The 13231-nt window shown below is 71.7% G+C and carries 8 protein-coding genes; 2 read left to right on the forward strand and 6 right to left on the reverse strand.

The features are described 5' to 3' along the window. Window positions 1-77: 77 nt before the first annotated feature. From ABZ027_RS15580 to ABZ027_RS15590, 3 genes are all read right to left on the reverse strand, one after another. Window positions 78-2810 carry a protein kinase gene (locus tag ABZ027_RS15580; RefSeq protein ID WP_356768375.1) on the reverse strand — a complete coding sequence of 911 codons (2733 nt, stop codon included), beginning with the start codon at window positions 2808-2810 and terminating at the stop codon, window positions 78-80. 189 nt (window positions 2811-2999) lie between these two features. Beyond that, window positions 3000-5327, reverse strand: coding sequence for a serine/threonine-protein kinase (locus ABZ027_RS15585; RefSeq protein ID WP_356768468.1), 2328 nt, complete (start codon window positions 5325-5327; stop codon window positions 3000-3002). A gap of 142 nt (window positions 5328-5469) precedes the next feature. Next, entirely contained in the window at window positions 5470-7176 is a 1707-nt protein-coding gene (locus ABZ027_RS15590; RefSeq protein ID WP_356768377.1) for a glycerol-3-phosphate dehydrogenase/oxidase, read from the reverse strand. A 303-nt stretch (window positions 7177-7479) separates the two neighbouring features. On the opposite strand from ABZ027_RS15590, the gene ABZ027_RS15595 reads away from it, so the two are divergent. Further along, window positions 7480-8691 (forward strand): nucleotide sugar dehydrogenase, encoded by a 1212-nt coding sequence (locus ABZ027_RS15595; protein ID WP_356768379.1) that lies wholly within the window; start codon window positions 7480-7482, stop codon window positions 8689-8691. A gap of 145 nt (window positions 8692-8836) precedes the next feature. Further along, entirely contained in the window at window positions 8837-9421 is a 585-nt protein-coding gene (locus tag ABZ027_RS15600; protein WP_356768381.1) for a hypothetical protein, read from the forward strand. 77 nt (window positions 9422-9498) lie between these two features. Here the strand turns inward: ABZ027_RS15600 and ABZ027_RS15605 are convergent, their stop codons facing one another. From ABZ027_RS15605 to ABZ027_RS15615, 3 genes are all read right to left on the reverse strand, one after another. Beyond that, on the reverse strand, window positions 9499-10623 hold the full coding sequence (locus tag ABZ027_RS15605) for a GuaB3 family IMP dehydrogenase-related protein (protein ID WP_356768383.1): 1125 nt from the start codon (window positions 10621-10623) through the stop codon (window positions 9499-9501). Window positions 10624-10725: 102 nt separating this feature from the next. Continuing rightward, entirely contained in the window at window positions 10726-12231 is a 1506-nt protein-coding gene (guaB, locus tag ABZ027_RS15610; RefSeq protein ID WP_356768385.1) for an IMP dehydrogenase, read from the reverse strand. A gap of 243 nt (window positions 12232-12474) precedes the next feature. Beyond that, on the reverse strand, window positions 12475-13062 hold the full coding sequence (locus tag ABZ027_RS15615) for a sigma-70 family RNA polymerase sigma factor (protein ID WP_053754091.1): 588 nt from the start codon (window positions 13060-13062) through the stop codon (window positions 12475-12477). Window positions 13063-13231: the final 169 nt, after the last annotated feature.

The following is a 13231-nucleotide window of genomic DNA, read 5'->3' on the forward strand; positions in this document are numbered from 1 at the left end:
CTGTGACGGTTGTAGCTTGCGGAAACAGCGGTGAACCTCCCGGCCCTGACCGGCGTCCGGCCCCGCGGGCCCTCTCCTCAGCCGGTGGTCCGGTAGGTGGCCGACGCCTGCTCGTACAGCCGGGTCACCTCGTCCCGCTCGGCCTCCGGACCTCGTACCTGTACGACGTGGTACTTCCCGCCGATCAGCATCGCGATGTTGCGCACGTACAGTTCGCGTCCGTCGTCGCCGGTCCAGGTGAACTGCCCCTCGGCCATGGTCCGCCCGCCCACCTGGATCGTTTTCAGCCCGGTCGCGGTGGCCCAACTGGAGTCGCGGTAGGGCTGCAGCTCCGGCTCCTTCTCCCGCTGGTAGACCATCGGGTCGCCGCCGTCCTCGGCCTCGGTGTCCCGTCCCGGTACGACGACGAGCTCGAAGTTCCCGTGGGAGTACACGACCTGACCGCGCCCGTTGACCGGTGTGCGGTCCCAGCCGTTGGCCACGGCCACCTGGAAGCCCTCGGCGTCCTTGCGCAGCGCGAAGCCGTCGGGGACGTCGGGCCCGGTCGGCTGCTTCCCGGTGGAACCGGCGGACGACGAGGGGCTGTTCCCGGACCCCGGTGAGGTCTGGTCGGGCCGGGGCTCACTGCTCGCCTCCGAGGACGGCTCGGGCGCCTCGCTCACCTCGTCGACGGTGCCGGTACGGTCCCCGGCGCCCTCCGTGCCGGGGTCGGACTTCGGCATGAAGAGCATGGCGTACGCGATCGCGCCGGCCAGCAGGAGCAGGATCAGCACCAGCAGGGTCCGGCCGAGCCTGCGTGGTGAACCGGACCCCTCCCGCGCCCGCTTGTGCCGCCCGTGGTGCGCGGGCAGCCCGGCACGCCGCCTGCGCACCAGCTCGCCCCGCCGCCGTACGACGGGCAGTCGGCTGGTGTCGGCGGGCGGCGCGGCGACGACGTGCACGCCGGCCTCCGGCTCGGGCGCCGAACGCACCAGCGAACGCAGCCAGCCGCTCAACTCCTCGAAGCCGAGCCGCTCGGTCGGGTCCTGCCGCAGCAGCGACTCGACGACCGGCCTGAGCGGTCCGCACTCCTCGGCGAAGGCGGGCGGCTCCGCGCAGACCAACTGCACCAGCTCGGCGGTCGACTCCTCCGGATAGGGCGCGTGCCCCTGCACGGCCCTGAACAGCAGCGCGCCGAGCGCCCACAGGTCGGTGGCGGGCCCGATCGGCGCCGCGAGCTGCCAGTTCTCGTGCACGGGCCCGGCCTGTTCCGGCGCCCATCGCTCGGTCACGGCTCCCACCACGGCCATCCGTGCCTGCCGGGCCCGCTCGGCCGCCAACGCGGTCGTCGGCCCCCGCCGCGCGGGCGCGCCGGTGGTCGGCCCATCCCACGTGCCGGGAGGCAGGGCGGCGGCATCGGGAGGCGGCGCCGACGTTCCGCCGGTGTGCACACCGCCGATGCCTTCGGCGGGGACAGGGGTGGCTTCGAATCCGGGTCCGGGTCCGGGTCCGGGTCCGAATTCGGGTCCGGGTACGAGGGGTCCGACGCCTCCGGCCTCCGGTGTCCCGGCGGCCCCGCCACGGGGCGCGGCACCGTGCCAGGAGGCGCCGCCCACGCCGTAGGGATCGGCGGTCTGCCCCGGCGGCCCGGAATGGGAGGGCGGCTGGAGGCCGTTGGCGGTGGGGTACGGCGGGTGCTGGGCGGAGCCTTGGGCCCGCGCGGCGGAGTCACCCTCGGGAGAGGGGCGTGCTCCCGGCAGGGCCGCCCGGCCGCCCTGTGCCTCCTGGACCCGGGCCGCGGCCCGTGCGCCCGCGCGATACGCGGCGATCGCCCCGGCCCGCGCCGCCCTGATGTCCGCGCCGCTGTCGACAGCCCTGCGGGCCGGTACCGCCGGCGCCGTGTTCGTCGTCTCCGCCCCCGTCGCCGGCAGCGCCCCGGCAGCCCGCGCCTCGATCGCGGCTCGACGGGCAGCCTCCGCCTCCGCCCCCTCCAGCCCGACGGCACTCACCGGGCCATGGCCGCCACCGGGACCACCGGTGCCACCAGGACCACCGGCGCCACCAGACCCGAGAGGTCCACGCGAGCCGTACCCGACACCGCCCGGCCCCGCGGCCGCTGCGCCGGAACCCGCGGCTCCCCCGGCGAGCCCTCGTCCGGCACCGCTCTCACCGCCACCGGCACCCCACTCGGCGTCCTCGGGCGGCACCGGGTCGTACCCGCAGAGCGCTTCCTCCGCCGCCCCCACCGCCAGACCGGTCAGCATCACGCGGCCGTCGTCGCACACGAGCACCGTGCGCGCGGTGACATTGCGGTGGACCCAGCCGTGGGCGTGCAGGACCCGTAGGGCCATGAGGACGTCGGCGGCCACCTCCGCGGCCCGGTACGGCGTCAGCGGCTTCTCCACGAGCAGCGTCGCCAGTGACCGCGCGGCCACCAACTCGCTGACGATCCACAGCGAACCGCCCTCGGCGAACACGTCGAAGACCTGGTCGAGCCGCGGATGGTCGGGTATCCGCGCCGCGGCCTGTGCTGCCTCGACGGCCCGTCGTACGGCTAGGTCCGCCGGGCGCCGCACACTTCCGCCCGTGGGCGTGCGCCGGCCCCCGCGCTCCCGCGCTCCTCGGGGGTCCCTGGCCGTGAAGCCCTCCGGCAGCCCCTCGGCGTCAAGTACCTCCGCCTCGACGACCTCAGGCAACGGCACCTGCCTGACCAGGACTTCCTGCCCGCTGTAGGTGTCAAAGGCGCGGGTCTCGGTGAGTTCGTACTCGTCGGTGGGCGGCAGCGGCAGGCGGTAGCGGTCAGCGAGTACCCGACCCGCGTAGTCGTCCACGTTGCCTCCCCCCGGCGCCGCCCGGTCAATCAATTCCGTTCGTGCCGCGGCCCGTTCCGCACTTGTCTCTGGATGCGTTCGGTCCGCACGCATTCACGATACGTGCCGAAGGCAACCCACAAAGAGGGGTTGCCGGATCTCACGCACCAAACCGGAGATCGAACAGAAGATCGATCACCGGACGGCTCCTCACGACTTCGGCGTGAACGTCTTCGCCAGCGTCTTCCAGGTGGTCTCGCGCAGCTCGCTGCCCCAGTTCGCGGCCTTCGCGGTGTACATCAACGCGTATCCGAGGTGACCGTTGACGACGAACCCGCGGTCGATCGAGCGGTACTTCGTCCCGCCGTCGACATAGGTGAACTCCCAGTCAGCCGTGTTCCAGCCGCGGTAGTTCACCTTCTCTATTCGGATCTTCTGGTACTGGGGACGCACCATGGAGCGTTCCTGGTTCTCCCAGTCCGCCACCGGGTCGCTCTTCGGGGTGGACGTCCAGGCGATGAGCAGCTTCTGCCCGGCGGGCCCGGTGAACCGGTCCCCCGCCGCGTCCGTCGACCGGTACTTCCAGCCCGCGGGGAGCCCGATCGAGTACCCCTGGCTCCCCCGGTGCGTGGAGGCCACCGGGGCCTCGCCGGAGGAACCCGCGGAACCGGCAGAACCGGAACCGGAGGATCCGTCGGGCCCCGGCTCGCTGCCTTCGGCCGCGCTCGGCTTGCCTCCGGCCGTGTTCCGCGCTCCCGACTCCGTCCCCGCGGACCCGGTCGCCGAGCCGTCCGTACGGGTGCCGCCGCCCTCGTCCTCCTTGGTGTCGGCGCTCCCGCTCGCGCTGGCCGTCGTCTTGGCACCGCCGCCCTCGGCCCCGTTCGAATCGTCGCCACCGCCGAGGGTGAGCATCAGTACGGTGCCGATCACGGCGAGCGCCACGACCACCGCGATGATCACCAGGGTCCTGCGCGGCACCACGTCGGTGAGCGGCGCCCTCGGCACGGGCCGGGGCGGCAGGTCCGGCGGAGTCATCACGGGCCAGCCGGAACTCCGGCCCCCGGTACCGCCGTTCGCACCCTGCGTGCTTCCGTCCCGAGGCCCGGGCACTCCGCCCGCCCTCGACGCCGACCCCGAAGCCGCACCGGACCCCGAGGCCGTACCGACCCCCGAAGCCGCGCTGGAAGTGGAAGCGGCGCCCGACCCCGAAGCGGCACCCGGAGACGAAGCGGTGCCCGAGGCCGGAGCGGCCCCGCTCGACGCACCCTTCGCCGAAGATGTCCCCTTCGCCGAAGAGGAGACGCCGGCCGCCCCCGAACCGGCCGAACCGGCATCGGAACCGGCCGTACCCCCACCGTCCGTGGACGTGGACGGGGACTTGGAGGGGGACGTGGACTTCGACGGGGACTTGGCCGCGGTCCCGGCCCCGTTCTTCCCGGAACCCTCCGTCTCGCCCCCGGACTTGGTGCGCGCGGCAGCCGCGGATGTCGCCGCCGCTCCCGCCGCCCCGGCGGCCTTCCGTACGGAACGCAGCGCCCCGCGGAACCGCTCGCCCGCCTCCTCGCCCCGCTTGCCGCCTCCCGAACTCCGCTTGCCCGCGTCCTCGTCGGGCTGCGGGGGCAGCGGCACGACCTTCGTCGCGTCCAGCGCGAGCTCCGGCTCGTCCTTCGGCTCCGGCGCGTGGATCACGGCGTTGAGCATCGTCCGCGCGCCCGCGTCGTCGAGGCGCTTGGCCGGGTCCTTGGTGAGCAGGCCGTAGATGACGTCCTTGAGCGGGCCGGCGTTCTTCGGCTCGTCCAACTGCTCGGTCATCACCGCGGTCAACGTCGCTATGGCCGAGCCCTTGTCGTACGGCGGAACGCCCTCCACCGACGCGTACAGCAGCCCGCCCAGCGACCAGAGGTCGGCCGCGGGGCCCGGCTTGTGCCCGCGGGCCCGCTCCGGGGAGATGTAGGAGGGGGCGCCGACGAGCATCCCGGTCGAGGTGATGGACGGGTCGCCCTCGACCTGGGCGATACCGAAGTCGGTGAGCACGACCCGGCCGTCCTCGGAGATGAGCACGTTGGACGGCTTCACGTCACGGTGCAGGATGCCCTCGCGGTGCGCGGACCTCAGCACGTCGAGGATCGCCAGGCCCACTTCGGCGGCACGCTTGGGTTCGAGGAGTCCGTCCTCCCGGATGGCCTCGGCGAGCGACTTGCCCTCGACGAGTTCCATCACGATCCACGGCCGGTCGTCCTCCTCGACCACGTCGTAGACCGTCACCGCGCTGTTGTTGCGGATCCGCGCGATCGCCTTGGCCTCGCGCAGCGTCCGCGTGATCAGGCGCCGCTTCTCTTCTTCGTCGATGTTGGTCGGGAACCGCAGCTCCTTGACGGCGACCGTGCGGCCCAGAGTCTCGTCCTCGGCCCGCCACACCGTGCCCATGCCGCCGCGACCGAGCACGCCTCCCAACCGGTACCGCCCGGCGAGAAGACGCCCGTTGTTGTCCTGACGAGTGTCCTGACGGGATGTCCCCGCCCGCTCCGCCTCCGACATGCGTCCCCTCATGCAACCCGCCCTGACAGAGCCTCCATTGTCCCTCACCCGACAAGTGCCCGACGCCCAGGGTGCCCCTGGGCACACCGGGGCCACCGAGCGGCCCGGGGCGTCCCCGCCACCGGCCCCCCGTCAAAAACCTTCAATTGGGGACGATGTCCGGCGCCCCGACCCGCGCCGCGTCCGCCGTCAGGTCGTCGGGCTGGCGCTGCGACTCCCGCTCGGCCTCCACCCGCTTCTCGTAGTGCTCGACCTCCCGGTCGATGCGTTCACTGTCCCAACCGAGCACCGGCGCCATCAGTTCGGCGCTCTCGCGGGCGCAGCGGGTGCCCCGGTCGAAGGTCTCGATGGAGATGCGGGTGCGCCGGGTCATTACGTCGTCCAGGTGCCGCGCGCCCTCGTGCGAGGCGGCGTACACGACCTCGGCCCGCAGGTAGTCGTCGGCGCCCTGCAGGGGTTCGCCCAGCGAGGTGTCGGCGGCGATCAGGTCGAGGATCTCCTCCGTCATCGCGCCGTACCGGTTCAGCAGGTGCTCCACGCGGACCACGTGCAGACCGGTGCGGGCGGCAATCCGCGCCCGCGCGTTCCACAGGGCGCGATACCCCTCCGCCCCGAGCAGCGGTACCTCCTCCGTCACGCAGTCGGCGACCCGCATGTCGAGGCCGTGCACCGCCTCGTCCACGGCGTCCTTGGCCATCACCCGGTAGGTCGTGTACTTGCCGCCCGCCACGACGACGAGGCCCGGCACCGGATGCGCCACGGTGTGTTCACGCGACAGTTTGCTGGTGGCGTCCGACTCGCCGGCCAGCAGGGGCCTGAGGCCGGCGTACACACCCTGGACGTCGTCCCTGGTCAGCGGGAGGGCGAGAACGGAGTTCACGTGCTCCAGCAAATAGTCGATGTCGGCGCTGGACGCGGCGGGGTGCGCCTTGTCGAGGTCCCAGTCGGTGTCCGTGGTGCCGATGATCCAGTGCCGGCCCCAGGGGATGACGAACAGGACGGACTTCTCGGTGCGCAGGATCAGCCCGGTCGTGGAGTGGATGCGGTCCTTGGGCACGACCAGGTGGATGCCCTTGGACGCCCGGACGTGGAACTGACCGCGCTCGCCCACCATCGCCTGGGTGTCGTCGGTCCACACACCCGTGGCGTTGACGATCTGCTTGGCGCGGATCTCGTACTCCCCGCCCCCCTCGACGTCCTGCACCCGGGCGCCCACCACGCGCTCACCCTCGCGCAGGAAGTCGCTCACCCGCGCGCGGTTGGCGGTCTTCGCGCCGTACGCCGCCGCCGTGCGCACCAGGGTGGCCACGAAGCGGGCGTCGTCCACCTGCGCGTCGTAGTACTGCAACGCTCCCACCAGCGCGTCCTTCTTCAGGGCGGGCGCCACGCGCAGAGCGTGGCGGCGACTGAGGTGGCGGTGCATGGGCAGGCCCCGGCCGTGTCCGCGGGCCATCGACATGGCGTCGTAGAGCGCGACACCCGAGCCGGCGTACAGCCGCTCCCAGCCCTTGTGCTTCAGGGGGTAGAGGAACGGCACCGGTTTCGCCAGGTGCGGGGCGAGCCGCTCCAGCAGCAGACCGCGTTCCTTCAGCGCCTCCCGGACCAGCGCGAAGTCGAGCATCTCCAGATAGCGCAGACCGCCGTGCAGCAGCTTGCTGGACCTGCTGGACGTGCCCGCCGCCCAGTCACGCGCCTCGACCAGGCCCGTGGACAGTCCGCGGGTCACGGCGTCGAGAGCGGTGCCCGCTCCGACCACGCCCGCCCCCACCACCAACACGTCCAGTTCGCGCTCGGCCATTGATGCCAGTGACTCGGCGCGTTGCGCCGGCCCCAGGGTCGCTGTCCTCACCGCTGCCTCCCGCTGTGGTCGTGCCGGTCTCACCCCGACGGAGTCGCCCGGTCGTATCCCCCGTGCCCTCCCCCATGCCCAAATTCTGACCGGCTTGCCCCGGTCCAGCCACCGCTCACCCCCAGCCTGTGGACAACCTTCACGGACACCCGGGGTGACACCCACAGACCTGCGGGAAGACACACGTAATCAATCCCGCAAATCGGTCATATTTACTCCTAGTCTGACATTGCTCTGGCCCATCCTGTCCACCGGGCTTGCGCACCTGTCCCGCTTCGGCTACTGGGAAGGACGGCCCACGCCATGCCCGCCGATCTCGCCGTCATCGGACTCGGCCCCTACGGACTGCCCCTGGCCCAGGCCGCCGTCGCCGCCGGCATCTCCACCCTCGGCTACCGGACCGGACCCGAGCCCGACTCCCTCAGCCCCGCGGAACTGCGCCGGATGCTCTCCGGGGGTTTCCGCCACGCGACCAGTCCGGCCGAGCTCGGCCGGGTGCGCACGGCGGTCATCTGCGTCCCCACCTCGCGGGGCGCGGACGGCGGGGTCGATCTGAGCCAGGTGGAGTCGGCCGCCCGCGCGCTGGCCGCGCGGTTGCGCCCGCACACCACGGTGATCCTGGAATCGCCCGTACGCCCCGGCACCACCGAGGACGTCCTGCGCCCGCTCCTCGAAGAGGGGTCCGGGCTGCGCGCGGGCCGCGACTTCCACCTCGCCTACTCCCCCAGCCGCGTCGACCCCGGCAACCGCGACTTCACCCCCGCCAACACCCCGAAGGTGATCGGCGGCCTCACCCCCGCCTGCACCGAGTCGGCCGCCGCCTTCTACGGCCGCCTCACCGACAAGGTGGTACGCGCCCGGGGCCCGCGTGAGGCGGAGACGGTGCAGGTCCTGGAGACCAACTACCGGCACGTGAACATCGCCCTCGTCAACGAGATGGCCGTGCTCTGTCACGACCTCGGGGTGGACCTGTGGGACGTCATCCGCTGCGCGGAGACCAAGCCGTTCGGCTTCCAGGCCTTCCGCCCCGGGCCCGGCGTCGGCGGCCACGCCCTCCCGCAGGACCTGGCCGGCAGCCACTCGGGCCGCACCCTGCGCATGGTCGAGCTCGCCCAGCAGGTCAACGGCCACATGCCCCGCTACGTCATCCAGCGCGCCGCGACCCTCCTCAACGAGCACGGCAAGTCCGCACGCGGCGCCCGGGTGCTGCTGCTCGGCGTCACCTACAAGCCCGACCTCGCCGACCGGCAGAGCACGCCCGCCCATGAAGTCGCGGTCCGGCTGATGGAGTTGGGCGCGTCCGTGAGTTACCACGACCCGCACGTCCCGTCGTGGAGCGTCCTGGACCGCCCGGTCCCGCGCGCGGACTCCCTCTACGAGGCCGCCGCCGACGCCGATCTGACGATCCTGCTCCAACAGCACCGGACGTACGACCTCCAGGGCCTGTCGGTGAAGGCCCAGTTGCTGCTGGACACCCGTGGGGCGACACCGACGGGGGCGGCCCACCGGATCTGAGGGCGGATATACCGGTGTATCGGGCGGGATTGCCTGCTACTCTTCGGCGATCCGTCGCACATGTGCACGGATTTTGTCGCACATTCGTGCACACACCACGCCGCTCGTTCACCGGTCCCGCGAGGGACATGGGGGGATCTCTGTCATGGCCCAGTCAGCTCCGCCGCCGCCCGCCGACGGCAACCCGTACGCCCAGCAGCCCGGCACCGCGCCTCAGCCTCAGCCGACCGACGGCAACCCGTTCGCGCAGCAGCCGACCGACGGCAACCCCTTCGCGCAGCAGCCGGGCGCCGTGCCGCCTCCCCCCGCGCCGTTCGCCCCGGCCCGGAGCGGCAACGTCGCCCTCGGCCTGATCGTCGCCGTCGTCGCGGCTCTGGTCACCGCCGGCATCTACGGCGCGATCATCGGCGCCACCGAGCGCGAGATCGGCTACGCGGCCGTCGGCGTCGGCTTCCTCATCGGTCTCGCCGCGGGCAAGCTCGGCGGCTCCAACCCGGTGCTGCCCGTCGTGAGCGCCCTGCTCTCCCTGGGCGCGGTCTACGTGGGCCAGCTCATCGGCGTCGCGATGATCATGGCCGACGTGGCCAAGGTGTCCTTGAGCACCATGATCACCGAGCACTTCGACCTGGTGACCTCCGGCTGGAAGGAGACCGCCGACGCGATGACCTTCGTGTTCTTCGCCATCGGCGCGTTCGCCGCGTTCTCCGGCGCGAAGAAGGCCGCCTTGTAGGGACGGCCGCCTCGCAGGGGCGCGCACGGAAGGGGCCGCCCACCGGCTGGTGGGCGGCCCCTTCCACGTCGTACCCGCTACCGCCGGTGCACCGAGTCCGCCACCGTCACCTCGACGCGCTGGAACTCCTTCAGCTCGCTGTAGCCGGTGGTGGCCATCGCGCGGCGCAGGGCTCCGAAGAAGTTCATCGAACCGTCCGGGGTGTGCGACGGGCCGGCCAGGACCTCCTCGATGGTGCCGACCGTGCCGAGGTCGACCTTCTTGCCGCGCGGCAGCTCCTCGTTGACGGCCTCCATGCCCCAGTGGTGGCCCTTGCCGGGCGCGTCGGTCGCGCGGGCGAGCGGGGAGCCCATCATCACCGCGTCGGCGCCGCAGGCGATCGCCTTGGGCAGGTCGCCGGACCAGCCGACACCACCGTCCGCGATCACATGCACATACCGGCCGCCGGACTCGTCCATGTAGTCACGGCGGGCCGCCGCCACGTCCGCGACCGCGGTCGCCATCGGGACCTGGATGCCCAGCACGTTGCGCGTGGTGTGCGCGGCGCCGCCGCCGAAGCCGACCAGCACACCCGCCGCGCCGGTGCGCATCAGGTGCAGGGCCGCGGTGTACGTGGCGCAGCCGCCGACGATCACCGGGACGTCGAGCTCGTAGATGAACTGCTTCAGGTTCAGCGGCTCGTGCGAACCCGACACGTGCTCCGCGGAGACCGTCGTACCGCGGATGACGAAGATGTCCACGCCCGCGTCGACCACGGCCTTGGAGAACTGGGCCGTGCGCTGCGGGGAGAGCGCGGCCGCGGTGACCACGCCCGAGTCACGCACCTCCTTGATGCGCTGCCCGATCAGCTCCTCCTTGATGGGAGCGGCGTAGATCTCCTGGAGGCGACGGGTCGCGGCGTCCACGTCCAGCTCGGCGATCTCGTCGAGCAGCGGCTGCGGGTCCTCGTACCGCGTCCACAGGCCCTCGAGGTTGAGCACGCCGAGGCCGCCGAGCTCACCGATGCGGATCGCGGTGGCCGGGGAGACGACCGAGTCCATCGGGGCGGCCAGGAAGGGCAGCTCGAAACGGTAGGCGTCGATCTGCCAGGCGATCGAGACCTCCTTCGGGTCCCGGGTACGGCGGCTGGGGACGACCGCGATGTCGTCGAAGGCGTACGCCCGGCGGCCGCGCTTGCCGCGCCCGATCTCGATCTCAGTCACGTCTGTGGCCTTTCCCTCTGCGTTCAGCGTCTTCCAGTATCGCCGACGGGTACGACGAGGGCGGCCCCGGAGTACCCGGGGCCGCCCTTCGGAAGCCGGTGACTACTTGCTGCGGCTGTAGTTCGGGGCCTCGACCGTCATCTGGATGTCGTGCGGGTGGCTCTCCTTGAGGCCCGCGGACGTGATCCGGACGAAGCGGCCCTTGGACTCCATCTCCTCGATGGAGGCGGCGCCCACGTAGCCCATGGTCTGGCGCAGACCGCCGACGAGCTGGTGCAGCACGTTGCCCAGCGGGCCGCGGTAGGGCACCTGGCCCTCGATGCCCTCGGGCACCAGCTTGTCGTCGGAGGCCACCTCGGCCTGGAAGTAGCGGTCCTTGGAGTACGACCGGGCCTGGCCCCGGGACTGCATGGCGCCGAGCGAGCCCATGCCGCGGTACGACTTGAACTGCTTGCCGTTGATGAACTGCAGCTCGCCGGGCGACTCCTCACAGCCAGCGAGGAGGCTGCCCAGCATGACCGTGTCCGCGCCGGCCGCCAGCGCCTTGCCGATGTCTCCGGAGTACTGCAGACCACCGTCACCAATCAGCGGGACACCGGCCGGCCGGGCCGCGAGGGAGGCCTCGTAAATGGCGGTGACCTGCGGGACGCCGATGCCTGCGACCACTCGGGTGGTACAGATCGAGCCGGGACCGACGCCCACCTTGATGCCGTCCACGCCCGCGTCGATCAGCGCCTGCGCGCCGTCACGGGTGGCGACGTTGCCGCCGATCACGTCGACACCGACACCCGACTTGATCTTCGCCATCCAGCTCAGGGCGTTGCTGTTGTGACCGTGCGAGGTGTCGACGACCAGGAAGTCCACCCCGGCCTCGGCGAGCGCCTGGGCGCGCTCCAGGGCCTCGGGGCTGGCGCCGACGGCGGCACCGACGATCAGCCGGCCCTCGGCGTCCTTCGCGGCGTTGGGGTACTGCTCGGCCTTCACGAAGTCCTTGACCGTGATGAGGCCCTTGAGGACACCCGCCTCGTCGACCAGCGGAAGCTTCTCGATCTTGTGGCGGCGCAGCAGCTCCATCGCGTCCGAGCCGGAGATGCCGACGGTGCCGGTGACCAGCGGCATCGGCGTCATGACCTCGCGCACCTGACGGGAGCGGTCGCTCTCGAAGGCCATGTCACGGTTGGTGACGATGCCGAGCAGCCTGCCGTCGCCGTCGGTGACCGGCACGCCGCTGATGCGGAACTTGGCGCACAGAGCGTCGGCCTCGGCCAGCGTCGCGTCGGGGTTCACCGTGATCGGGTCGGTGACCATGCCGGACTCGGAGCGCTTCACGAGGTCGACCTGGTTGACCTGGTCCTCGATGGAGAGGTTTCGGTGCAGGACGCCGACGCCGCCCTGACGGGCCATGGCGATCGCCATCCGGGACTCGGTGACCTTGTCCATCGCCGCCGAGAGCAGGGGGATGTTGACGCGGACGTTGCGGGAGATGCGGGACGAGGTGTCGACCGCGCCGGGGAGCACTTCGGATGCGCCCGGCAGCAGCAGCACGTCGTCGTAGGTGAGCCCGAGGGTCGCGAATTTACCGGGCACTCCGTCGACGTTTGCAGTCATGACACCTTCCCCAAATGGCCTTGATCGGTGCGGATGTCCATGCTAACGGGAAGCAGCGGTCCCGAATTCCACGGTTCCGGGTGACTCCGGGCTTCGTATGTTCGTACGGAGGCGCCGCTCCGTGCGTTCAGGCACGGCGGTGCGTTCCCGCGTGACGGGCGCCTTCCGACAGGCGGGAACATTCAGGAACGGAAAACCATCGCGCCGCCTGCGGAAACCACTCACCGACCGCGCGAACCGGCGCTACTGCTCCGCCAGCGCCCGCAGCCTGCTCAGCGCCCTGTGCTGGGCCACCCGGACCGCACCGGGTGACATTCCCAACATCTGACCCGTCTCCTCCGCCGTCAACCCCACCGCGATCCTCAGCAGCAACAGCTCGCGCTGGTTCTCGGGGAGGTTGGCCAGGAGTTTCTTGGCCCACTCGGCGTCGCTGCTCAGCAGCGCCCGCTCCTCGGGGCCCAGCGAGTCGTCCGGCCGCTCGGGCATCTCGTCCGAGGGGACCGCCGTCGAGCCGGGGTGGCGCATCGCCGCCCGCTGCAGGTCGGCGACCTTGTGCGCGGCGATGGCGAAGACGAACGCCTCGAAGGGTCTGCCGGTGTCCCGGTAGCGCGGCAGGGCCAGCAGCACCGCGACACAGACCTCCTGGGCGAGGTCCTCGACGAAGTGCCGGGCATCACCCGGAAGGCGGGACAGACGGGTGCGGCAGTAGCGCAACGCCAGGGGGTGGACATGGGCGAGCAGGTCGTGCGTGGCCTGCTCGTCCCCGTCCACGGCGCGATGGACGAGCCCGCCGATCGCCCCTGGGGCCGTGCCCGCCTCGTCGTCGCGCATCGGTCCATGGTGCCTTGGCGGTGTGCGATCCGTGGCATCGCGCTGGTCGTTGTGCACCGAAGCGTTATGAGCAGGTGCGCCGGAACTCATCCCCTGCGCCCTCCCGTTCCGCTCGACCGACTTGTCCCCGAGGAACTCCACACCTCAAGGATGCGGCATCCGCGGCGAA

Origin of the sequence: Streptomyces sp. NPDC006332 (genome assembly GCF_040612855.1) — a bacterium.
Taxonomy (GTDB): Bacteria; Actinomycetota; Actinomycetes; order Streptomycetales; family Streptomycetaceae; genus Streptomyces.